Source organism: Chlamydiota bacterium (assembly GCA_016178055.1).
Taxonomy (GTDB): domain Bacteria; phylum Auribacterota; class JACPWU01; order JACPWU01; family JACPWU01; genus JACOUC01.
In genome coordinates, this window is the sequence record JACOUC010000035.1 from 128,203 (window position 1) to 151,997 (window position 23,795).

25 protein-coding genes are annotated in these 23,795 nt (G+C 41.6%); 4 read left to right on the forward strand and 21 right to left on the reverse strand.

The window, feature by feature from the left end; translation table 11 throughout:
• Positions 1-12 precede the first annotated feature (12 nt).
• The 15 genes from HYS07_05145 to HYS07_05215 form a co-directional block, all read right to left on the reverse strand.
• The gene (locus HYS07_05145; protein ID MBI1870565.1) at positions 13-2,418 is read right to left on the reverse strand and encodes a DEAD/DEAH box helicase; all 2,406 of its coding nucleotides are present in this window, start codon (positions 2,416-2,418) and stop codon (positions 13-15) included.
• Positions 2,419-2,470: 52 nt separating this feature from the next.
• Positions 2,471-3,061, reverse strand: coding sequence for a hypothetical protein (locus HYS07_05150; protein MBI1870566.1), 591 nt, complete (start codon positions 3,059-3,061; stop codon positions 2,471-2,473).
• Between the two features lie 272 nt (positions 3,062-3,333).
• Positions 3,334-3,909, reverse strand: a complete 576-nt coding sequence (locus HYS07_05155; GenBank protein ID MBI1870567.1) for an SIS domain-containing protein — start codon at positions 3,907-3,909, stop codon at positions 3,334-3,336.
• Between the two features lie 74 nt (positions 3,910-3,983).
• Entirely contained in the window at positions 3,984-4,439 is a 456-nt protein-coding gene (locus HYS07_05160; GenBank protein ID MBI1870568.1) for a DUF86 domain-containing protein, read from the reverse strand.
• Positions 4,432-4,845, reverse strand: a complete 414-nt coding sequence (locus HYS07_05165) for a nucleotidyltransferase domain-containing protein (protein MBI1870569.1) — start codon at positions 4,843-4,845, stop codon at positions 4,432-4,434. Before HYS07_05165 ends, HYS07_05160 begins: the two co-directional genes overlap by 8 nt.
• Entirely contained in the window at positions 4,845-6,086 is a 1,242-nt protein-coding gene (lhgO, locus tag HYS07_05170) for an L-2-hydroxyglutarate oxidase (protein MBI1870570.1), read from the reverse strand. Before lhgO ends, HYS07_05165 begins: the two co-directional genes overlap by 1 nt.
• Complete coding sequence (locus HYS07_05175) at positions 6,083-6,472, reverse strand: nucleotidyltransferase substrate binding protein (protein MBI1870571.1); 390 nt, start codon at positions 6,470-6,472, stop codon at positions 6,083-6,085. Before HYS07_05175 ends, lhgO begins: the two co-directional genes overlap by 4 nt.
• Complete coding sequence (locus HYS07_05180; protein ID MBI1870572.1) at positions 6,460-6,759, reverse strand: nucleotidyltransferase domain-containing protein; 300 nt, start codon at positions 6,757-6,759, stop codon at positions 6,460-6,462. Before HYS07_05180 ends, HYS07_05175 begins: the two co-directional genes overlap by 13 nt.
• A 191-nt stretch (positions 6,760-6,950) precedes the next feature.
• Positions 6,951-7,583 (reverse strand): UpxY family transcription antiterminator, encoded by a 633-nt coding sequence (locus HYS07_05185; protein ID MBI1870573.1) that lies wholly within the window; start codon positions 7,581-7,583, stop codon positions 6,951-6,953.
• A gap of 367 nt (positions 7,584-7,950) precedes the next feature.
• Positions 7,951-9,162, reverse strand: a complete 1,212-nt coding sequence (locus tag HYS07_05190; GenBank protein ID MBI1870574.1) for an ABC transporter permease — start codon at positions 9,160-9,162, stop codon at positions 7,951-7,953.
• Positions 9,163-9,193: 31 nt separating this feature from the next.
• The gene (locus tag HYS07_05195) at positions 9,194-9,928 is read right to left on the reverse strand and encodes an ABC transporter ATP-binding protein (GenBank protein ID MBI1870575.1); all 735 of its coding nucleotides are present in this window, start codon (positions 9,926-9,928) and stop codon (positions 9,194-9,196) included.
• Positions 9,929-10,009: 81 nt separating this feature from the next.
• Positions 10,010-11,218 (reverse strand): HlyD family efflux transporter periplasmic adaptor subunit, encoded by a 1,209-nt coding sequence (locus tag HYS07_05200; protein ID MBI1870576.1) that lies wholly within the window; start codon positions 11,216-11,218, stop codon positions 10,010-10,012.
• A 117-nt stretch (positions 11,219-11,335) separates the two neighbouring features.
• Positions 11,336-11,542, reverse strand: coding sequence for a DUF2281 domain-containing protein (locus HYS07_05205; GenBank protein MBI1870577.1), 207 nt, complete (start codon positions 11,540-11,542; stop codon positions 11,336-11,338).
• Positions 11,543-12,068: 526 nt separating this feature from the next.
• Positions 12,069-13,259: an FG-GAP repeat protein gene (locus tag HYS07_05210; GenBank protein ID MBI1870578.1), complete on the reverse strand. Its 1,191-nt coding sequence runs from the start codon at positions 13,257-13,259 to the stop codon at positions 12,069-12,071.
• A gap of 187 nt (positions 13,260-13,446) precedes the next feature.
• A complete protein-coding gene (locus HYS07_05215) occupies positions 13,447-14,724 on the reverse strand; it encodes a TolC family protein (protein ID MBI1870579.1) in 1,278 nt (425 codons plus the stop codon).
• A 223-nt stretch (positions 14,725-14,947) separates the two neighbouring features.
• Here HYS07_05215 and HYS07_05220 point away from each other — a divergent pair, with 223 nt between their 5' ends.
• Positions 14,948-15,841, forward strand: a complete 894-nt coding sequence (locus HYS07_05220) for a complex I NDUFA9 subunit family protein (GenBank protein MBI1870580.1) — start codon at positions 14,948-14,950, stop codon at positions 15,839-15,841.
• 229 nt (positions 15,842-16,070) lie between these two features.
• Here the strand turns inward: HYS07_05220 and HYS07_05225 are convergent, their stop codons facing one another.
• The 4 genes from HYS07_05225 to HYS07_05240 form a co-directional block, all read right to left on the reverse strand.
• Positions 16,071-17,642: a methylmalonyl-CoA mutase gene (locus tag HYS07_05225; GenBank protein MBI1870581.1), complete on the reverse strand. Its 1,572-nt coding sequence runs from the start codon at positions 17,640-17,642 to the stop codon at positions 16,071-16,073.
• Positions 17,626-18,549, reverse strand: coding sequence for a hypothetical protein (locus tag HYS07_05230; protein MBI1870582.1), 924 nt, complete (start codon positions 18,547-18,549; stop codon positions 17,626-17,628). The genes HYS07_05225 and HYS07_05230 overlap by 17 nt, the downstream gene beginning before the upstream one ends.
• A gap of 107 nt (positions 18,550-18,656) precedes the next feature.
• Positions 18,657-19,061, reverse strand: a complete 405-nt coding sequence (locus tag HYS07_05235) for a cobalamin B12-binding domain-containing protein (protein MBI1870583.1) — start codon at positions 19,059-19,061, stop codon at positions 18,657-18,659.
• Positions 19,043-19,981 carry a tetratricopeptide repeat protein gene (locus HYS07_05240; protein MBI1870584.1) on the reverse strand — a complete coding sequence of 313 codons (939 nt, stop codon included), beginning with the start codon at positions 19,979-19,981 and terminating at the stop codon, positions 19,043-19,045. The genes HYS07_05235 and HYS07_05240 overlap by 19 nt, the downstream gene beginning before the upstream one ends.
• Before the next feature lie 59 nt (positions 19,982-20,040).
• Here HYS07_05240 and trmB point away from each other — a divergent pair, with 59 nt between their 5' ends.
• The gene (gene trmB, locus HYS07_05245; GenBank protein ID MBI1870585.1) at positions 20,041-20,712 is read left to right on the forward strand and encodes a tRNA (guanosine(46)-N7)-methyltransferase TrmB; all 672 of its coding nucleotides are present in this window, start codon (positions 20,041-20,043) and stop codon (positions 20,710-20,712) included.
• Between the two features lie 528 nt (positions 20,713-21,240).
• Entirely contained in the window at positions 21,241-21,483 is a 243-nt protein-coding gene (locus HYS07_05250; protein MBI1870586.1) for a hypothetical protein, read from the forward strand.
• Between the two features lie 9 nt (positions 21,484-21,492).
• On the opposite strand, the gene HYS07_05255 is transcribed toward HYS07_05250, so the two are convergent.
• A complete protein-coding gene (locus tag HYS07_05255; GenBank protein ID MBI1870587.1) occupies positions 21,493-22,143 on the reverse strand; it encodes a hypothetical protein in 651 nt (216 codons plus the stop codon).
• Between the two features lie 97 nt (positions 22,144-22,240).
• A complete protein-coding gene (locus HYS07_05260) occupies positions 22,241-23,128 on the reverse strand; it encodes a hypothetical protein (GenBank protein ID MBI1870588.1) in 888 nt (295 codons plus the stop codon).
• A 384-nt stretch (positions 23,129-23,512) separates the two neighbouring features.
• Here HYS07_05260 and HYS07_05265 point away from each other — a divergent pair, with 384 nt between their 5' ends.
• Positions 23,513-23,713 carry a cold-shock protein gene (locus HYS07_05265; GenBank protein ID MBI1870589.1) on the forward strand — a complete coding sequence of 67 codons (201 nt, stop codon included), beginning with the start codon at positions 23,513-23,515 and terminating at the stop codon, positions 23,711-23,713.
• Positions 23,714-23,795: the final 82 nt, after the last annotated feature.

Here is a 23,795-nt window from a genome sequence, read left to right on the forward strand (position 1 = left end):
TGAATTCATGATCTATTTCTTGAGCGCCTCTGCCAGAACATTCCAAACGTGGTTCAATTTGTTCAAAACTTCCTCATTAGGAAGCGGAATTTTTAAAATAGGCCGCCCGGTGTTCTGATCCTTTTCAACAAAAGATGAAAAAGAAGTTGATCCCGAAGAAGATTTTGAAATGACGTCTCTCAATTTTTCGAGCAGTGTAACACCCGCCGTCATCAGTTCATGCATGGGTTGAAGGGGCGCCTCAGCTCCCTCGGATTCTTGTTCCTCTCTTTCAAACTCTGAACCGGTGTCTTGCGTGACCTCTTTAGGCTCAAGCTTGGGGGCGACCCCAGAAGAAGACTTTGCCACAAGCTCCACCGTCTTCATAAAGCGCTTAAACCTGTCTTCTCCCATAAAGACCTCGCTTTGACCCCCATCCAAAACCCCTTCGAAAAGGGATCTCTTAAATTTGAGAAGTTTCAGCAACTCCTCTTCAATGGTCCCTGAAGAGATAAAGTGAACCACATGAACAGGTTTCTTTTGCCCCAGCCGATGAACCCTCGCGATACGCTGCTCCAAAACAGCCGGGTTCCAGGGACAATCCAAATTGATGACCATGGAGGCACATTGTAGATTGAGCCCCACACCCCCTGCGTCTGTGGAGAGAAACACTCTTGCCTTAGGATCGTGATGAAACCGGTGCAAGAGATCCTTGCGCTGCCGACTCGGCACCCCGCCATGCAAAGATTCAAATCCAACTCCAATCTCTTCGAGTCGTTCCGCTACCAAACGCGTCATCCTTTCCCACTGACTGAAGATCACGACCTTTTCTTCCTCTCGCTCAAATACCTCTTTTAGAAATGTCATCATCTCATCAATTTTAGGCCCTTTGCGAGTCTTCTCATCCAAAATAAACGTGTTATTACTCACCATGCGCATGGAATTGAGGCAAATCATCAAGATCTGCCGATCCTTTTCAGACAAAAATTTAAACCGCCGCCATTTGTTGACCAAACGACAAACGGTCTCGTAATTTTCCTGATGAATTTTCCATTGTTCTTCTGTGACCGGAACAAAAAAATGCTTCTCGATTCGGGGCGGCAACTGCTCAAGCACCTCTTTTTTGTGACGACGGATGAGAATAGAAGAGAGGCTCGAGCCAATTTCATGCAAGGACCGGTAGCCCACCACCTTTCCATTTTCATCCAAAACTTGATGCTTCTCCAAAAATCGAAAGAGCGGCCCCAATTTAAAACGATCCACAAATTCCACAATCGAGTGAAGTTCTTCAAGACGGTTCTCCAGAGGCGTTCCCGTAAGAACAAGCGCATAAGGAGATGCGATTCTCTTAATATTTCGAGCCGTTCTGGTTTTCCAATTTTTAATGCGCTGGGCCTCATCCAAAATCACCAAATCCGGGGAAAATTTTTGAATAACCTCTAAATCATTTTGAACCGCATGATAGGTCGCGATCTTAAAAAATTCAGGCCCCAAATATTGCTCTCTTCTCTTAAGAAAAGATCCCTCAATGGCGCATGCGGACCGCGTTGTAAACTTTTCTATCTCCGAGAGCCATTGATACTTTAAAGACGTTGGGCAAATGACAAGAACCTTCTCAATCCCAAATTCTTTCGCCATCAACTCGGCTGCCCCCATCGCTTGAATCGTCTTCCCTAACCCCATGTCATCCGCGATCAGGGCACGGCCTGCCTTTGCCGCAAAGAGAATGCCTTCCTTCTGATAGGGATAAAGCGAGGTCTTAAGAAGCGCATCCAAACGAGGGTCATGAACCCCTTGTGAATACCGCTCCTCTATCAAACGCCGTCTGCGACGATCCTCCCTCATCTCAACAATAAATTGAAACGCATCAGAGTAACAGCGGAATTGCGGATCGAGTCTTAGTACCGCCTCCAGGAATTTTTCGAAGTGATCGTAGGCCTGGGGGAGAAGGACATGATTCTCATCAAAATATCCTGAGGCGAGCTTCTTCAAAGAATCGATCTGGCGAAGTCCTATCCTCAAGACAACTTTCCTTTCCATCCCATACCTCAAAGAGATAGAAGAATAAGACGGCGTAAAACCCTGCTTAAAAATGGCAGAGGCCCCGCGCTTTCTTTTGAGCTGATGAAGCGTGTACTCAATATGCTTACAGGTGCCCAACGTATTGATTTTAAAATCGGGGCAGGAACAATAATTAAGACCGATCTTTTCGCTTCGAATCGCGACCTTGTAAACTTTTTGATTTTGAGGATTCGTCACCTCAAAATCAGAAAAGACAGGATGCCCATTGAGATTCTTAACCTTGAAATTCTGATCCAACGCATACTGCCGCCGCAAGGCCTTCTGCCAATCCTCATAAGAGAGATTGGCCGGCTTAAAATAATAGGGGACTCTTTCTGATGACGTGATACGAGATTTCTTAGATTTTTTAGCGATCATAAAACACCCCTGCTATCAATAGTCAACACACCCTGAGAATATAAATTCTTATTTAAACACCCAACCCCGCTTCGCAAAATGCCTTTTCAAGCAAATCATCTACCTTAAGTTTTTTTGCCCAATCTCTAAGATAAGGGACCTGAAGTTCTTTACCTTGCACCTTCATCACACCGAGAACATCCGACCACTGACGATCTGAAATTCTACCCGACATGTTATACCATTCTAGCTTATTAAGAATAACATCCTCAGCGGAGGCAAAATAGCACTCTAACCCGCCAGATTCCTGTCCCAAAACATCTTTTTCTTTTCTTCGAAAAGCCTCATAATCGTATTCACGGTCCTTTAAAATAAAAATATCTATCTTCATCATTGTTTGCAAATGTATCAGGTTAAATGAAGACCTGTTTTGAATAGCCTCGACCATGGATTCTTCCGAAATATAGTATTGATCTGATAAGCGCTTAATTAAAGGTTGAATCTGTGCCTTGCAAATGTTAGCTACTAGATCAATATCTAGGGTCGTACGTGGCACACCACAAACAGAACTAGCCACTGAACCCCCTATTTGATAAGAAACATCCAACGCCTCAAAAGCAGTGATCACGTTTCGAAGCGCCAAAAGAATATCCGAATTATCCATGTTTGGCTATTTGCTGATATCGCTTCACACGTTCGGATAATTCGGGGCCATAATTCAACGACAGAAAAAGAAGATTCCTTTCCTCCGATGCCATCTCGGGATTCCGTCTGGCGATCGCTCTTCTGGAAAGTTGATTTATGAAATGAGTCAAAGAACACATGATTTCAAAACGACGAGGCCTTCCAGCCTCCCGCAAAAGCTTGATCTGCACCCTCTCTGCGTCAGGACTCGTATCGGTAAATTTCAAATTTGTAGCCTATTTTTTAATCCTTTCAAAATTCTCTCCCCCCTTTCTCACTCAAAAGCACCGTTTCCCGATCGGATGAATATTCAGCTTTTCCAATGATAAGATCGACAACAGCCAAAAGCCAAAGCTGATGAATTGTTTCGACAATATTATAGGCCTTACTCCCAACCCATAAATTGATATCCCCCAACTGCCTTAAGGGATTATCAGGCTCAAATCCTGAAAGCGTTATAATTTTTCCACATTGCTTTTGACGAGCCGCTTGACAACCATTTAAAATATTCTTAGATCGTCCGCTGGAAGAAATCACAATTAAAGTATCGCCAGGTTCGCCATAAAAATAGACCGCCTTTTCCACCCAGCGTTCATAGCCGTAATCATTTGAGAAGCAAGTAATGAGTCCCGCCTCATTAAAATTGATACACCGTACACCTGCACTTTTCGTGAGATCAACGCTCAAATGCCCTGCAATTCCGGCGCTTCCGCCATTTCCCGCGACCATCACCTTCTTCCCAGCCCGCTGAGTCTCTTCCAAAACTTCTTTTATCGAAACAAGAGTATCTAAAACCTCAAACCCTGGGACCAAGGAGGCAGCGGCCATCTCAAAATATTTTTCTAAGAAGATGCGAGGTTCACCTGGAGTGAACACCCTTTCTTTTTTTTCGGACACTGGACTCACTTCCTTCTTTTAACCTTCTTAGCAAGAACTTTTTCTGAAACGCAATAATGCTTCAAGAGAGTCTTAGTAAAATCTTCCAAATCCTTCAAATGGTTCTGAAGAATTTTTTTTAATATGTCAACATTCAACTCCTGATATTGATGAACAGCAATATTGCGAAATCCAACCATCGCTTGAAGATGCTTCGATAAAGAAGCATCGATTATTTTACCCTCGGCAAGAAATTTAAACTGATCTTTAAGGCTGGTTGGCATCCCGAGTTTTTCTTCCGAGACAACATGGGCCGCCAAATCCATGGCGGCTTGAATGGCCCTTTGCAAATTCAAAACGAAAGCGTCCTGAATCATCATGTCATCCAATTTAGAAGCCTTTAATCCTGTCATCTCGACAATACGCTTCAAACAACGATGAACAATGGCCGATTTTTCTAAAATGATGTCTGCGTCAATCATAAATGCTCCATTTCACCAACGCCTTTTCAACAGGGAGGCGAACTTGTTTTAAATCAAAATACTCATTCAAAGCCCTGATGAAAAATTCCTGAGCGATCCGCGGCTTCTTGACCATTAAACACTTTCCGTATTTAATGACCTGATGCTTCAAAATGGGTGAAACCTCATCCAAATTAACCAAGTCCACATCTCGATTAAACTTTTCTGAAAGCTCCATCTTCATTTGAACGAGCTCTCTATACGATGGATCCTTTCCCCTCTCGTACAAAAGGCCCATATCAATATCACTCCAACGATTCTGCTGACTTTTAGCAAAAGAACCATAGAGATAGACGGCCACAAGATGCGTACGCGGACGCCTTTTGAAATAAACTGAAACCTCCTTTTCAATCTTTTCGGAATTCATCACGCCGCCGCCTCTTGCCGGGGATATCTCCAATAAAGCCCATCGGCAATTCCTTTCGAAAGCCATTGGGCAAAAGGAAGCGCCGAGGTCATTCCGGGAGAGACCACATTCAAGAGATGAATGGAACGGCGAGTCGTTTCAACTACCAAATCATCTTGAAATTGGCCGTCCGATCGAATGAGCTGGGCCCGAATTCCAACTCTTTTGGCTAAAGTTAAATCTTCTAATCGAAGTCCATCCACTAGTCGGCTTGCCTCTTTTAAAAAATGTTTTTTGCTGCACGAATTTTTTAATTCACTCCAAGCGACCTCCCTTAAGAGGCGATTTGTTCGAAGGGCCTTCCAAAGTCCGCGATGAAAAATCATTTGAGAAAAATCTTTCAAATTAAAACTCCATTTACTGTAGGCCTCTCTTCCAAAGGCTGGAACGGCATTGGGCCCAATGAGAATCGAACCTGCAATAGTTTTAGTGAGATGAACTCCCAAAAAAGGAAATTCAGGATTGGGAACGGGATAAATCATGGAATTGATAATGGAGACGCTTTTTCCTCCCACTACAAAGTACTCCCCTCGAAAAGGATTAATCATATATTCCCGACCCACCTTCATTAAGTGGGCCAAGCGATCGGCATGAAGGCCCGCACAATTAATCAACAATTGAGCCTGATACGTCCATCGATTTGTTGAAACCTTAACCTCGTCTTTTCTTTCCTTAATGTGCATCACTTCTTCCCCAAATCCAAAACCAACCCCCAACCGCTCGGCATCGTCACGCAAGGCTTGGGCAAATTTTACTGAATCGACAATGGCGCCCGTAGGGGAAAAAAGGGCCGCAAGACCCTTGACATTGGGCTCACGACGACGTACTTCTTCGATGGAGAGGATTTCAATTCCAGGAACCCCATTTTTATCTCCCTTCGCCTTTAATTGATGAAGACTAGGGAGCTCCTCCTCGCGGGTTGCAACCACATAAGTTCCCACCTCTTCACAAGGAATCTGTCTTTCCTTGCAATAAGCCCGAGTCTGACGATTTCCATCCACACAAAGCTGGGCCTTTAATGTACCGGGCTTTTGATTAAATCCAGAATGAATGACACCGCTATTGCGCCCGCTGGTATGAAAGGCAACGCCATTTTCTTTTTCCAAGACGAGCACGCGATCAAAACGCCGCCCTAATTCTTTTGCGAGAGAACACCCCACAATCCCTCCCCCCACAATAAGAATGTCATAGAGACGGTTCACAAACGACTCTCTAAAAGATTCAGTAATCTTTTCATCAAAGGGGCATAAATTTTAACATCTTTATAAATCTCTTCTGCTATATTTTCATCGTAAGTATGTGAAGTTTTATTTCTACTATCTGTCATCTTCAATAAGAGTTCTGTGTCTTCAGCCGTGGTAAGCCCCGCTGAAAAAACTTCTCTGAAACATGATTTAGGCGAGTTAGTCTCACTCCCTTCTTTCTCTCTGAGATAAGACCGCATCAATTTCCAAAACACTTCGAAGGTATACTCAAATCTCTGAATGGTTGCGTCTCTCACAATGACGGAGTAGCGCTCTTTGAGAATCGCTTCTAAAGTCTTGAACGCTTTTTTAGCACTCTGATACTTTAAATCTAATTCTTCCATATCACGGCATCCTTCATGACTGCTCTCTTAAACCGCGGAGAGGCCTCTTTCAAATTCACAACATCCACTTTGTAAGGAATCGTTGACTCTTCAATTTTCTCCCTCAGAAGAAAAATCTTTATCTCCTGCTTCCCCTTTGGAATAATCCCAATATCCACATCCGAAGTTGCGTGATGTGTTCCTCTTGCTCGTGAGCCATATAGAACAACCTTGGCATCCTCCCCTTTGAAAAAATCAGTGACCATCTCTCTGAGACGAACCAGATATTTGTCTTCCTTTAAACTCATAGTCTCTCCCTCTGAAGACACAGAGCTCCGCCCTTTCAGTCACATCTTTTTTCCTGAATGTGACCTAGCATTTTTTTCAACGTTTTATCTTGTGCTTCCAAAAATTCCTAATGCTATTGCGAAGGAGACATTTTAAGTTTTACATTGTCCGACAAGATTTTTGATGTTTGATTTTTGGATTTTCATTATTTTCATATCATCTCAATATTTGCTTCATCAATCTCGATCGATATGGACTTCATAATGAGATCAAATGAAACCACCAAACGACAATTTTTATCCTTTCTCACCACAAAACCTTCTACCCCTTTAAAGGGACCCGACTTCACTCGAACAGGCTCTCCAACTTTTAAATAGGGAAAGGGGTCGATTCGAATCTCCTCTTCAACAAATTTTTGAATCGCCAAAATCTCTGCCTCAGGAACTTGAACAGCAATCTCATCTCTATCTCCAACAAAACGAACAGCTCCTTTGGTATTTAAAATTTTATCGCGATTGATAAAAGGAAAGTGAACAAAAATGTAACTTCTAAATAGAGGTTCTTCAATGATGATTCTCCGATCCGACCATTGCTTTTTGATTTTGCGCAGAGGAAGAAAACATTCAATCCCCTTTTTTTGCAATTCTTGACTCAGAAATTTCTCATGACGGGACCGTGTATAAAGCGCATACCAAAAAGGGGTAAACCACATCGGGTCAAGATCCAAATCAGAAAAATTATAATCGAAAATCTCCTCGCGGGAAGATAAAACTCGAGATGAAGGGACTTCTAATACCGACCCATTAGGCAACTCTTGAAAACGTTCTTGAATCAGAGAATCCATCTGACTCCAAACTAATTTGATTTAACCCAGAATTTGCAATAGGCCGCGGAATTCGACGCAAGATCTTGGCCACCTTGGCCTTCAGAAAGCCTCGACAGACATCTGTCAATGTATGCCTACGTTTCCCCCTTCGGGGACCTTGTCTTCAGGCCAATCTGGCTCAAGCTCTTGCTCTTGAGTTCTCGCGTCTATTGCAAAATCTGGGTTTAGTTAAAAGCGCACCATCCAAATCAAAATCGGGACCATTTCCAAAGAGTATCAGAGTATTCTTGGTAGAATGATATGTCCAGCTTATTACTAAAAATAATCCAACGGAGTGTAACAAAAAATGAATCTCCCTTTCAAATGATTTCGAATTTTTTTATAACTAAAGATACGAAAGGGCCTCGCAAGGATCTAAACGGGACGCCTTGGAGGCTGGATAAAGGCCAAAGATCAGTCCCATCCAAAGGGTAAAATGAAGGGCTGCCCCCACGGTATTCCAAGAAAATACGGCCTCCCACCTCTCAGTCCCTGGAAGCCACACATTCAAAGACCATGCCACAGAATCTCCCACCCAAATCCCTAACAAAATTCCAATTCCGGCCCCCATAAAAGTCAAAAAGAGTGACTCAAATATAAATTGAAACAAAATATCCCACGATGTTGCGCCCACAGCCTTGCGAAGACCAATTTCTTTCACCCGCTCTGCAACTGAAACTAAAAGAACATTCATCATCCCAATTCCCCCAATCAAAAGACTCACAAAAGCAATGGCCCCGAGCGCCCATTGAAAAGCTCGCGTCATTCGACTTTTCTGTGAAAGAAGGGCCTCCTGATTCCAAATCTCGATATCTTGACGATTTAAAAGACGTCGCGTTTGATCCATCACTTGTTGCGTTAAATCGGACTCCTGGGCCCGAATCCATATCCCTTGAATTTCCCGAAAATGCCCTTGAATCTCCTGTAAAGAAGAAAGAGGCATTAAAATCTGATGATCAAAATCGACCCCGACCGTTCTGCCCTTTTTCTCCAAGACCCCAACAATTTGAAAACTTCCTTCCCAGATATGAAGAATTTGCCTTAACGGGTTCTGAGAGTGAAAAAGTTCTCTTGCCAAATCTGAACCGATAACGACTACTCTCTTCTGATTTTCCAAATCTTGATCCGCCAAAAATCGGCCCGATGCCATTTTTAATTCCCGCACTATTTGATAAGAGGATGTCACCCCTTCCACGGTCATGGCCCGATCCACATTCTCGATTCTCATCAATAAAGCCGAACTTAAAGTTGGGGCATAAGCTGAAATCCCTTTCAATTGAGACAGGCGTTCACCCTCGGCTTCAGTCAAGGGCAAATAGTCTAAATGTCCTCCCTCTTGCAAAGTGGGACGAGCCGATACATAAATCAAATTGGCCCCCATGGACTCAACCGTTTTCATGATTTTACGCCGTGTTCCCTCCCCAATCGCCAAGGTCACCAAAAGAGCCAATATTCCAAAAACAATTCCAATAATGCTTAAAATCGACCTCAATTTATGAGACAAAAGCATTTGGCAAGAAACTTTGAAATTGTCCCTAAACATCATAAAAAATGTCATGATACGGATTCCCCTGAATCATTTTATCCACCTATTTTTCCATTCTTCCATCTCTTAAATAGATCTTCCGCTCGGCCTCATGGGCAATGGAAGCATCGTGTGTCACCAGGACAAGCGTTACGCCCTTTTGATGAAAGGTCTTTAACACTTCCAAAATCTCTTTTCCCGTCTGGCTGTCCAAATTTCCAGTGGGTTCATCCGCTAAGATCAGGGAAGGAGAACTGACCAAGGCCCGCGCAATCGCAACTCTCTGGCACTCTCCTCCTGATAATTGTCTTGGAAAATGATCCTGTCGATCAAGAAGGTTCACTTTCTCCAGAGCCTCCAACGCTCTTGCCCTTCTTGTTTTGAACCCTACATGCTGATAAATCAAGGGGAGCTCAACATTTTCTAAAGCTGAAAGAGTCGGCAACAAATGAAAGGATTGAAAAACAAAACCTATTTTCTGACTCCGAAGAGAGGCCAACTTTTTCTCTCCTAATGAAGAAATATTTTCACCTCTAAAAACAACCGCTCCTTCACTCGGACGGGCCAGAAATCCTAAAATATGAAGAAGCGTACTTTTTCCAGATCCACTCGGCCCTAAAACAGAAATAAATTCTCCATCATAAACCTCAAGGGTAATACTTTTAAGCGCTTCCACCTTTTTCTGAGCTAGAAAAAAGGTTTTGGAAACCGCTTTTAAAGAAACCAGAACTGAACGAGGAGGTTTTTTTGAAATAGGCTTCGACAGGGTAGAAAATTCTTTTAGAATGGCTGTTTGCATACAATTATAATACCCCTTTTAATTCCCCTTTGAACTAAAAGGGAAGATTCTTTTCTTATAATACTTAATCTAATGAACTCCTTAATTTTGATTTTTGACTTTTGATATTTGATTTTCTTCACTAGGGAGCACCACTTCTTCCCCCTCTTTCAGCCCCTCAACAATCTCAATCTGTACATCATCGCTCATTCCAGTTTTAATGGGTCTAAACTCTTTTTTGCTATTCTTCAGGGTCCAAACGCCTGTCTCCTCGGCCTTACGAACCACAAACTGAATAGGTAAGGTCAGAACGTGAATTCGCTCATCCCTTAAAATTTCATAATCAGCTCCAACCCCTAGACGAACCGGGCCTTCTATTTGTTTCTCCAGAGAAAGTTGAACTGAGAATTTACGTGTATTGGCAAAGCTTTTTGCAACCAGAGAAACCTCCGTCACTTTGGCCTCCCGTCTTTCGCTCTCTCCTAAAAGCTTGACCCAGGCCGTGTCTCCCTTTTTAATTTTATGAACATCCCCCTCATAAACCTCGCTCTGAACAACCCAAGGGTCCTCAGTATTGACCAAATTGACAATTCCATCCCCCAGAGAAAGCGTATCCCCTTCCTTTTTCAAAATATCCACCACCCAAGCATCAAAAGAGGCCTTCACTTCATGTCCCTTCCATTGCTCCTTAAGATGCTTCCATTCCGATCTCATTTTATAAAGCTCGGCCTTTTTTAAGGCAATCTCTTGAGGTGAGGGCCCCTTGGAAAACGTCTCATACCTTTTAACCGCTAAAGTAGCCTCTCGCTCGGCCGTCTCAAATTTATTTTCAAACTCATCTAAACTTTTTTTAGAAATAAACCCTTTTTCATAAAGCTCTTTCTCATCGTGAAATTCCTTTTTTGTTTCCTCGGATGACCGCTCGGCTTTTTCTAAAGCCTCTTTGGCTTCGAATAAAGAAGTATTTTCTGAAGGGGATTGAACACGTTTTAACTCCGCTTTAGCTTGTTCAATCTTTGCCTTCAGAAGCCTCATATCCTGGCTAAAACCCTCATTTTTAATTTTAAAAAGGAGTACATCTTTATGAAGCGTTTGTCCTTTTTCACAATAGACCTTTTCTAAAATGCCGGGGAAACTGGCCTTTAACGAAATCACATCCTTTGCATCCAAAATACCGACCCCACGAACCACTTGACGAATATCTCCATAGATGACTTGTCCCTTGATTAAATCTGAGACCGGTTCATGAAAAGATTGAGAAATCCAAAATCCCGAAATGCCAAGAACACCAATGGGAAGAATCCACCACATGACTTTAACGGGTCTCATTGTCATTAGGAAAACCACATCACTTATTTTTAATCCAATTAGAAATGGAAGACTTTAGCTCGTTAGATTTGAGAGGAAATCATACAAATCAACCAGTCATCATAAACGCCTGGAAGTTTTCTCTGAATAAAGAAAGGGTTCTTCCTCCATCCCCCTCAGTGCTTGAGAGAGGGCGAGGTTACTCCACAAATTATTATTTTCCATTTCTGTCTTACTCTCCAAATACTCGACAAAGTCAAGTATTTCAGCTTGAAGAGGTTCGGGTAAGTGTCGAACATGTTCTGTAATCTTCTCGCTAACAGTCATAAGCGTCCCCTTCCACAGCAATTCCAACGATCTTTCGAGATCATCGTGTGCGATGAAAGTTCTCTCCATCATGCTTTTTCTGTAGTCGCCCGATTTATCCCCCCACCCCATATGGATGACTGGCCTTTCCTGATGAGATTTGGTTTACTCATTATGAAGGGTTCAACCAAAAAACAGCAGCTAAAAAAAGAAAGGAACAGTCACCCATCCATTCTAATCCAGTTGTTATCTTTAGCACGTTCGTAAGCTTATGACTCGTGCATTGATCGCTAAACAATCCCGCCACCTTCGATAGATTGGGTGGGGGGATAAATCGGACAATTCATGCAACAGCCCCATAAATGGGGCGACTACAAAATGAGCCTCACTCCCATATCAAAGGCTATCATAAAAACAGATTCATTTCAATTCCCTGAATGATATTGCTACTCAGGTATTGGGAGTCGCTCAAAGAAATGAGTTTCCCAGATTTTTCTGGGAAACTCATTGGAGCTTTTCAAAAACACTCAACTAAAGTGAGCAAGGTCTATTCCTCTAACTCAACAATATAGGCCGCCCCATTTGGGATATCATTTGGGTAGGTAGAAGCACCAATGATTGCCCTTGTGCCCCTTATCTCGACTGCTTCTCCAAAATATCCCTCATCAGAACCTCCGTCATAAGTATTTTCCTCTACCCACTGACCCTCTACCAAACGATAGAGGTAAACCAATTGGGAATTAGAATTAGGGACTCCCACAAGCATCCTATTTCCACTCATCGAAATGCTTTGTCCAAAGGATCCATCTTCTGACAACTCCTGAACAAGGCTCCATGCAGTCTCATCCCAATTATAAATATAGACTTTACCCTCAGAAAACTCTCCTATAGCAATGACGTTACCAGAAATTCCAGTGGCATATCCACAGTTTGTGAAAGTCTTTTGAGTCTCTGGATAAACCGAAGCTGTTTGCAACCATCGCGTCGCGGTCCTCGTAAAAATGTATGCACCTCCATAGTAGTTATTTATAAAAGGATTTCCTACAACCATCTTTTTCCCACTAAAGCAAACGTTATACCTTCCCAAACGATCACTATTGTCTGAATCATCATCTTTTGCCTTGATTTTTTGATAAGAAACCCAACTTCCATTTTTAGAGCGTTTGTACGCATAAATGGAGCCTTCATTGGTATCATAGTTGGCACTGACCATGGCCTGATCTCCATCCAAGAAAAGAGGCGCTCCATACTCTTGGTAATTGGATTGCCCCGTAACCAGTTTTTGAACATTTTTCCACTCCCCTTCCGAAATTCGTTCATAGACATAAACGGCACCTTCGTTGTAAGCCGTTGGATCCCCTTCATAGGAAATATCCTCAGCATAAGCTCCTACAAATAGGGTCGATCCGCTGACTGAGACGGAAGACCCAAAATACTGATATTGTTGCTTAACTTCAGGAGGAACCAGCTTTGTGACAAGCATCCAAGACCCATCAGCCTGTTTTTCGTAAACGTAAGCAGCTCCAACACTTAAAAGTCCATCTTGAATATCATAAGGTGCCCCCACAACTGCATAATTCTTATCAATAGAGACTGTTGCTCCAAAGCTATTATTATAATCCACGTCCTGTGCTTGTAGCTTATAGGCTGGATATTCTGACGCCTCGGCATATACCTCTATCGTTAAAGCTAAAAAAAAAGCCATCATAATCTTTCCCATCCATTTGTTTATTTTCATAAATATCCCCTTTCTTAATGGTAAAGACACCTAAAAGATGAAGAAAGTAAAAAAATCGTTTCAATGTCCAGACTTTGACACTTGAAAAAAATAATGTCTTCATAATCAAGAAATTACAGAAACAGACTGTTTTTGTGCCAGCAGGTTTTTCATAACTTCTGTTAGTTTTAGCACCTTGGGAGGGATTTTAATGCGATCCCACACCCACCCCTTTTGCCAAACGAGCCTTGGCCTTCCACACCTCTAATCTCAGGGCGAGAAGACGAAGCTCTGATCTTTTTAAATTTAACTGAGCCTCTTCCCATTCATAAGGGGAAAGCCGGTCCTTTTTAAATTCTGCTTCAGCTTTTCCAACTTCCTCTTGAATAAAATTCTTTTCCTGCATCCCCGATTCTAAGTTAACTTTGGCATTCATCCATTCGTCATACGCCTCTTCAACTTCCTCACTCACTCTTCTCTTCGCCTCCTTCCATTGAAATTGCGCTTTCCTTTCAGCCATTTCGGCAAGAGAAATCTGTAATTTGATCTCCCCCCCATCATACAAAGGATAACGCGCAATCACTCCGGTGCGAAATTGAAACGAATCCCCCTCCCTTTCTAAATCATCCAAGGCAAAGGCATTTCCCGCAAAAAGATCGAGTCGAGGCCAACGCCCGAGTTTGGCGACCTTAACCGCCTTTCGACTTAAGTCCCATTGAATCTCGGCCTCTCGAATTTCAACCCGATGAAGAAGAGCTTTATCGATCAAGACCTCCTTCGAAAGAGGATTTTGTTCCTCTTCTCCAAGGGGATTATCAATCCCTTCCATATCCGAAAGGTCAGAACGCTCTTTTAATTTCTGGAGCAGCTTCTGATATTCTCTTTTTAATTTTTCTAGCAAATTTTTATGATCAAAAAATTGAACTTGAGTTTTGAGAAAATCAGCCCGCCTTAACCTTTCTTGCCTCAATTCGACCTGAGCCTTTTCCCGCGTCTTTTCAATTAATTGAAACTCCTCCAACTGAAGGTTAAGCTCCGCCTCTTTTTGCAGGGCCTCACAAATTAGAACCTTCATCTGATAAGCCAGCTCAAGCTCACGACTCTGTCGATGGAGCCTCGAAATTTCAACCTGGGCCTTGGCCTGCTCAATGCGATAAGTCACCCATCCATTCTGAAAAAAATTCCAATCCAAAATGAGATTGGACCCCGCATTGCGATCCAATTCAAAACTTCCCAGAGAAAAAAGGTCAACCCCTAAATTTCCCTGTAGGGAGAGCTTGGGCCAATAGGCCGTTTTTGCCACCTTCAATTCCTCTTGGGCCCTTTCAATATCCTCATCCATTAATTTTAAGTCTTGAGAAACCTTAATAGATCGATCCACCAATTCATCCATTCCATAAAATTTTGCATGGGCCGAATAAGTTAAAACAGAAAGAAAAGCAAGCACGGCAAAACTTGAGGAAAGAAAAACTTTAGAAAATTTCACTTCAAAATCCTCATCATTAAGAAAGTGGATAACCTGAAGTTTTGAGTCTATCAAAAACAGAACCCATGCACATTATATAAAAAGATTGAGAATAGATTTAATGGATAATTGACAATTGAAAATGGATAATTTTTGAATTGATTTTACCTTTATTATCAATTGTCAATTTTTTTCTCAATTGTCTATTGTCAATTTTTAATGAAATCATGCTAGAATAAAAACTATGATCCTTCTTACAGGCTCAACAGGATTTTTAGGACAAAACCTTTTACCTCACCTTAAAGAAAAGGGTTATGCTGTCCGATGCCTCATTCGCCAAAACTCCTCGACCGAATGCCTCAAAAATTTTTGCGAAGACAAAGTCATTGGCGATATTTTGGATGAATCCTCGCTCAAATATTCTATGCGAGGAATTGACACCGTCATTCACTTGGCAGGAATCCGAATGGAAATAGGAAATGTCAACTTCGAATCCATCTTCTATTTGGGCACACGTCATATCGTCGATGTTGCAAAAGCAGCCGGCGTCAAGCGATTCATTTTCTTAAGCACCTTTGGCGCTCGACCCAAGGCGAAAAGCCGATTCCATCATTATAAATGGCTTGCTGAGGAATACCTCAAACACAGCGGTCTTAAATACACCGTATTGCGCCCTACGATCATTTATGGTCCTCACGACCATTTTGTAACAAAATGGATGAGAAAACTGAAAAACCTGCCCATCGTCCCCATCCTCGGACGAGGGAAAAATCTGATTCAACCGATTGGTGTTGAAGATGTTATTCAGTGTATTCTCAAAAGCTTAACAGACCCTACAAAAGAAGGAATCACTTATGAATTGGCAGGACCCGATCGCCTGAGCTTTAGAGAAATTGTGCGCCAGATTGGAATTTTTATCGGTCACAAACGAAAACTTTTCCACTGGCCGCTTTCTCTGGTGAAATTTTTTGCTCATCTGAGCGAATTCCTTCTTCCCCATCCCCCCTTCACACGAGACGAGCTTTGGCGCTGGATGGAAGACCGCACCTCGGATCATCACAAAATTGAAAAGGAATTCCAAATCAAACTAACCCCTTTTAAAGAGGGATTAAAGCAGTATTTTGGACCAAAATTATAGAAAATGATCTAAATGGCATGATTTATTATATATTTAACTCATTTTATTAAAGATACTTATAAAAATAATGATGATTCTGTTGACCATACTCCACAAATGGCGTACAAATATGGAGTAAGGTCTATAAGCACAATGTAAAACTTAAAACGTCTTCCTTGCAATAGCATTAGAAATTTTGGATTTTAAGTTGTCATTTTACATTTTGACTTTTGAATTTTAAATTATTATTTCACTCATGATATTCCCCAAACACATCTTTAAGCATCCGAATCATTTCACCCAATGTGGCACGAGCCTCAATCGCCTCCATAAAAATGGGAATCAGATTTTCTTTGGACTGGGCCCCCCGGCGAATCTGATCCAGCGCTTTCTGAACGACCTGAGCGGATCTCGATTTTTTCAATTGACGCAAACGGGCCTTTTGAATTTTTTCCACAGAGGGATCAACCTTTAAAATACTCATTTTGGAGGCCTTTCCCTCTTTGAAACGATTGACCCCTACAATCACCCGCTCTTCTTTTTCAACTTGTTTTTGATATTGAAAAGAACTCTCCGCAATTTCTTTTTGAAACCAACCTTGACGAATCCCCTCTTCCACGCCTCCCAGTTCTTTGATGTCATCCAAAATGCATTTTACTTTTTCTTCAATTTTGTTGGTCAAAGATTCCAGATAATACGATCCGCCCAAAGGATCAGTCACCCAAGGAATATTGCTCTCATGGGCAATGATCTGTTGCGTTCGAAGCGCAATTTTTACAGCCTTTTGGGTTGGAAGGGCCAAGGCTTCATCCATAGAATTCGTATGAAGCGACTGGGTTCCTCCAAGAACCGCCGCTAGGGCTTGAAGGGTGGTTCGCATCATATTATTCTCGGGCTGAACGGATGTGAGGCTGCATCCTGCCGTCTGAACATGAAGTCTCATGAGCAATGTTTTTTCATTTTTGGCCCCGAATTCCTCTTTTAAAATTTTGGCCCACATCCGCCGCGCCGCTCTGAATTTCGCAATCTCTTCAAAAAAATCATTATGAGAATTTAAGAAAAAACTCAACCGATGCGCAAATTGATCGACCTTTAAACCCCGCTCAAGTCCTAACTCCACATATCGTTTAGCATCGGCAAGCGTAAAAGCCAATTCTTGAACAGCCGTTGCCCCCGCCTCTCGAATATGGTATCCACTGATCGAAATCGGGTACCAACGAGGCACCTCTTTTACAGCAAACTCGATCATGTCCCCAATCAATCGAAGCGCTGGTTTGACCGGGAAAATATAAGTATTTTGAGCCATATATTCTTTTAAAATATCGTTTTGAATCGTCCCCCGTAACCTGCGCCAAGAAACCCCCTTTTTTCGAGTCACACAAAGAAACATCGCCCAAATAATGGAGGCGGGGGCATTCACCGTCATCGAAGTCGAGATTTGATCAAGGCTAATTCCCTTAAAAAGCTCTTCCATATCCTCAATGGAGTCAATCGCAACCCCATCTTTTCCAACTTCACCATGGGATTGGGGGTCATCAGAATCCAATCCCAAAAGGGTCGGTAAATCAAACGCAATGGAAAGCCCTGTTTGCCCACTCTTTAAAAGGTATTTCAATCTTTGATTGGAGTCCTTGGAAGAACCAAATCCAGAAAACTGGCGCATGGTCCAGAATTGAGTACGATATCCAGATGAAGAGATGCCACGGGTGTAAGGATATTCTCCCGGAAACTCCTGAGGCGAAGGAGGTTCACCAGGATCATAAAAAAGCTTCAGAGGAATCCCCGAATAACTTGTGATTTTCCCTTCATTTTCCATTTCCATGAAAGACCTCTTCTAAAATTCTTTGTGCCCCTTCATAAGGATTTTGAAATTTTCGCGAGGGATGTTCCACTTGATTCAATCGATCCCAGACCATTGAAAGGGCCCAAAGTTTCATTTCTAAATTTTGATGTTCTTGACGCTTTCTTTCCCAAACCCCGTTCACCCTTAAAAAATGATGATGCTTTTCAATGGCCTCAAAAAGAGGCTCAACTCCTTCGCCCTTTAAAGATTCAGTCATGAGAACGGGTCTTTTCCATTTTTCAGAGTCCTGATGACTTTTAAGCTCCTCGATCAAAGCAGTCTCTAATGCCTTTGCACCGGATCGATCAGATTTATTAATGACAAAAATATCCGCCCATTCGATCAATCCCCGTTTCATCATCTGGATTTCGTCACCCGATTCGGGAGAAAGGACCAAAATTGTGGTATCAGCCAAATGTTGAATCACCCAATCAGATTGACCCATCCCCTGCGTCTCCATTAGAACACAACCAAATCCAAAGCTTCCAAACGCCCGAGCCATGATTTGGGCGCTTAAGTAACCTGAAAAAGGATTTTTGCGAGGGGCAAAACTTCTGAAAAAAACTCTTGGATGAAGCCCTTTTTTGAGGCGTATCCGGTCTCCCAAAAAAGCGCCTCCAGAAACTGAACTCCGGGGATCCATGGCAATCACGCCTAAATACTGATCCCGTGTCAAAGGGGTCACTAAATAAGCAAGTAAGCTGCTCTTTCCCACACCCGTGGCCCCGGTCAAAGCAATGGTATAAATCTGGGAATCCGTCTCATAAATCTTCGAAAGAAGCTGTGGATCTTCCTGTGAACGCTCGATCAATGTTAAGATACGAGACATAGCTCGCTCATCTCCAGCTAGAGCTTCCTTAAACCAGGATTTCCAAGAGGTCATCATAAACCTTTGTTTACTTATGGATAAAAACTAGTCAACAGTCGACAGTCAACGGTCGACAAATTTTAAGGAAGCATTTTTTCTATGGACTGTTGACCGTGGACTCGTCCTCACATTAACTTTTCCTTCAAATAATTCACAATATCTTCTGTCGAAGTATCTGGGCCCCAGAGTTTATTCACCCCCTTTTTTTCAAGAAGTTGAATATCCTCAGGGCAAATAATTCCTCCTCCGATCAAGAGAACATCCTCAAGCTTCATCTTGCGACGCAATTTCAAAAGCTCTGAAAAAAGCGTCATGTGAGCCCCCGAAAGAAGGCTAATGCCAATCACATCCACTCCCTCCTGCAATGCAGCTTCCATAATGGCCTCGGGGGTCTGTTTAATCCCTGTATAAATCACATCCATACCTGCATCCCTCAAAGCCCGGGCAATGACCTTAATCCCTCGATCATGCCCATCTAATCCGACCTTAGCCAAAAGAACCTTGATAGAACTTATATTTTTTCCAGACATTGCCTCATCCTCTCCTGATTGAGCAAAGCGGCCGATCGATTACGCTCTAAAATCGGCCATGTTTTTCTCCGATCTTTTAAAAACTCAATTCCTTCACTATAAATTTCAACAGCCCTTTTATAATCTGTGTTTTTAAAGTATTGATTCCCCCACTCCACATAAAGCGCGGCAATGATCCTTTCCAAATCAGGAAAGTGAGGATCCAGTTCATACGCCTTTAAATAAAAGGGTAACGCCTCTTCCATACGATTTTGACGAATCCAATCCATCCCCCGATTATAATAAATAACAGCGATTAACCTTGAGCCCTCTACAGGTCTTTTCCCTTTCCAAGTTTGCACCTTAGAATCATAAACAAATTCATTGACTGTTGAATCCTTCACCCAAAAACCTAATGGAATCGTCGTTTGAACCTCAAAAAATTTCCGAGGCCTTCCCGGATCCAAAACTGCAGCATCCAAGTGGGTAGGAATTTCTAACCCGACGGTTTTGATATGAAATCGTTCGCACAAAATATTAAAAAGTAAAGTTGCCGATACACAGTTAAAAAGCCCCTGATCCAATGTCTTTTGAATTTCAGTGGCGCTAGCGTCATATTTCTTAAAAACGGTTTGATGGAGAAACACCAAAATAAATTCTGCCCGATCGAGCAAAGGTAATTTTTTAAAAGGAAGAGAAAGTGCAATTCTATTGTAGAGAGCATCAATCTTCTGGTGATAAAGAGGTAACTCTCTTTGACTCACCCCTGAAGCAATGAGGGCCGCTTGCTCCAAACTCAGGCGGCCAAGTTTCTGGTAACGTACATCTTCAAAGAGGGTATTTTCCAAAGAGCCTTTTGAAAATGTTAAATCTAAAGCCTCTCCCCAAAGAGGAGGGACAAGGGAAAGAAGGAGCGCTAAGCTCACCCAAAACTTAGGCATGGTTTTTATCTTTTTATCACGTCCTGATTTAATTAGAATGAATCCCATCTTGATTGTCAATGAATTATAAAAATATCAAAAATCAAAGATCAAAAATCAAAATTGTGGTAGAAATTAATGAAAAAATTATGGGATCCCTGACCGAGCATGTTCTACTTGACTACACCTCCATTCGCAACTTCAAAAGCTGGAAGGAGCTATTTAAGAATCCTCAGCCTCTTAAAGTGGATATTGGATGCGGAAAAGATGATGCACTCATCGAACGTGCACTTCATGAGCCCCATTTTAATTTTATTGGAATTGAAAATGACTCTGGAATCGCTTATCGCTTTGAGAAAAAAATTCGCCGCAGCAAAGCCACCAATCTTCTCCTGGTTCTTTTTGATGCCCATTTTGTGATTGAAAAGATGTTTGATAATGAAAGTGTTGAACTCTTCTCCATGCAATTTCCAGATCCCTGGCCTAAAAAACGTCATCACAAAAGGCGAGTTCTAACGTCCCCTTTTGTTAAAATTCTTCGAGATAAATTAAGAGAAAATGGCGAATTTTTCGTGGCCACCGACGTTCAAGCTGTTTCAGAACTGGCTCTTGAAGTTGTGAATATCTGTGGGGGTTTCAAACGCATTACCCAAGGGGAACTTAAAAGTCATCCCTTTCATACCCTTTATGAAAAAAAATTCTTAAGCCATGGATTGCCCATTCACTATTTAAAATTTAAAAAGATAGACTAGGGACCACAGACCACAGACTAGAGACTACACAGTCTGTGGTCCGTAGTCCGTAGTCCGTGGTCTGTGTTAGTGACGCTTCTCAGGTTTATAAACTTGAATGGGCCGAGCACTTCTGCCACTGGATTGGGGGGCAATACCAGAAAACAGAGGGCTCAGCCCATTTAATAACAAAGGTCGCTCGACCTTAAAATTTATTCTTTTCTACGAAAAATTTTCCATTCACGTGCATTCGTCTTTTCCATCACATTCAACGCCGCAAAAAGCATTCCAAAAAAAGCAACTAAATCGATCGGTATCATTTTTTTACCCTTTCAATCTTGACGATTGCTTATAAAAGCATCTTCCATGCCAAACAACTTTTATTTCAGTAAAATAAATATAACTTATTCTCTTGGAATAAATTAAAAACTTCTTGAAAATAAAAGAAAGGGAGCCTATATTTGGAGTTGTTACAAAATGAATCATTGCTGAGAAAAAGAATATGATTTTTTGTAGCAAACATCTTACGGGAAAGGGAAAATTTAAACTATGCGTCCTCAAAAGAAAGCTCTATTGGTCGGCGTAGGCTTTGACCATAAGGACAAGCACGTTCGGATTACGAAAGGTGATAATTTTGCGCTTCTTGGAGGATCGGAAAAGACACATGCCTCTATGCAAGAAAAAGCCATGTCATTTAACGAGCAATTGGATAAACGAAGAAAGAAACTTGAGGATATTTCCCGAGAAGAATTTGAAGATATTGCCCAGGATATTGGACTGATTAAAAATTAATTTGCTTTTTTAATTTTTAGAAGGCTCTTCCTTTTTCGTAAATTTTTTCAAATCATCAAAATGAATCGCTCTAACCCATAAATCCATTGTTTTTGAGTCTTCAACCCCTAATCCTTTCAAACGCACCATCATATCGCCATAAAATAAAGTCAACTCGATCTCTTTATATTGAACGTTGACTGTTTTAACGCCCTGAAATTCTCCCTGCTGATAGACCTCCATTTTTTGACCCGAAGAATTCTTTTCCTCTATTTTCGCGAAAAAGGGATTCGAAAGCATTTCCGATTCGGCCTTCGCAATTTGCACAATATGAGGAACATTCGAAACGGATATTTTTATTTGTTGAGGAGGTTCTAATTTTTTAAAACCAACTTCGACAGAAAAAACCCGTGGTGAGACAAGATCAAAAAGTTTTCCTCCCTCTACATCAGAAGAAGATTCTATTTTTTCCCATCCTTCTAAAGATTGAGGAAGCAGTTTTTCCACTTCTTGAGATATAAACATCTTGATATTCCGAAGCGCTTGATCTAAATAATCGGCACTCTTCACATAGTCTTTCGCCTCATAAGCTTGACGAGCTTGATCTATGGCGTCAGTGACCGGGTCCGCCTGTAATAAACCCTGAAAAAGAAAAATAAAAAGCACTGCAATATATTTCATAACGTCTCCTTATTTAATGAGGGTCCCTCATATTTTACCAGAAAACGTAGAGTATTCTTAAAAACAAAAAATGATGCTCTTTCTTTTTAATCCGCTACTATGGCATCAATTCTAAAATAATGTGATAAGGGTCACAAGGCGTTAAACACTTTTCGATAAAAAGAGGAGCCTCTTCCCCCCAGGCCATAAAAAGAGCTGGGTTTCGAGTATGAGAGCGCGTTGAAAGATCTTCGAAATTTCCATGATCGCTGATGATGAGCATTGTGGTTTGCTCCAAAGTAATCGATAAAAGAATAGTTTCCAAAAATTCTTCTACTTTTCTTAGCTCATGACACGCCCGATTCATATCTTGAGCATGACCTGCAAGATCTGTGAGAAAAAATTCAAATAGGAGAAAGTCACTTTCTGAACTTGCCTTCACCAAAATCTGGCCTGATTCAGCTGGGGTCAACAAAGGCGCCTCGAAACCCTGGTCACGAAAAACTTCATTGGTCAGATCATGACAAATAGACTTTCTTTGAAAAAGATCCTCTTGAGAATGGCATTCAAGACCTGCTGCAAGTGCTGAAACCGTTGAACAGGAAGCCCGTTTTAATTTTTGATCATTTGTTTTCTCAAAAAAAGGGGGACGATAGGTATTTAAAAAATCAACCTGATATCCTCTTTCTTTTAATTTTTTTAGAATTGATTTTTCGAGCAAAATTTTCTTCAATTTCTGATTAGGGAAACCGTTTAGATGATACCCTAGAAGATGAGCCCCATTTTCTCCCGTAAAAATCGCTGTCTGGCCCGTGGCGCTCTGAGGCAGGCCTGAAATTCCAAGACTCGCATCCAGCCCCTTATAAAAGCCTCCAAAAGGAAGTGATAATCGGTCTTCATCCTGAAAAACATCAAAAAAGTGTTTCTCGGAATAAAAACATGGATTGATTTCAGGGTTTTTAAACCCCATTCCCATTCCGTCAATAAAAAATAAGATGAATTTCATAACTGTCACTCAGTCCACAGTCAATGGTCCACAGTCAACAGATTAGAGACAACAACTTCAGGAATTTTCTATCTGTCCTCGTTGTCTGTCATCTGTCTTCTGTTGTCCGTTGTCCATTCTCTGTGGACTGTGGTCCGTTAACTGTCGACTAAATATTATCCCATAACTTCTTGCCGCCGTGAAAAAAACGTTGACATTTTATTGAGTTTTAAGATATTTTTGGTCTTATAGAAAGAGTTGCGAAGTGGAGTGAAGAATAATATTTTGAGTGATTGTAAATTTTTGATTCAAGATCAGTGTGGTTTAATGTAACCGCAAAAACCCAGGCGATGAGGGTTTGTGCGGTTTTTTTTGTTGATGATTGCAAACATAAGGAGGTTTCAAGTGGCTCGTGGTAAAGTGAAGTGGTTTAGCGACAAGAAGGGTTTTGGATTTATTGCTAAGGATGATGGTGGAGATGTTTTCGTTCATCATACCGCAATCCAAGGGGGTGGATTTAAGACCCTTGCCGAAGGACAAGAAGTTGAATTTGAGGTCGTTGAAGGCGAAAAAGGACTTCAGGCAAGAAACGTCGTTAAACTTTAGAATTCTACCAACATCTATAACCTATAAGCGATAAGTTTTTGATGATTTTTTTACTTATAGCTTGTTTTATTCCCATCCTTTG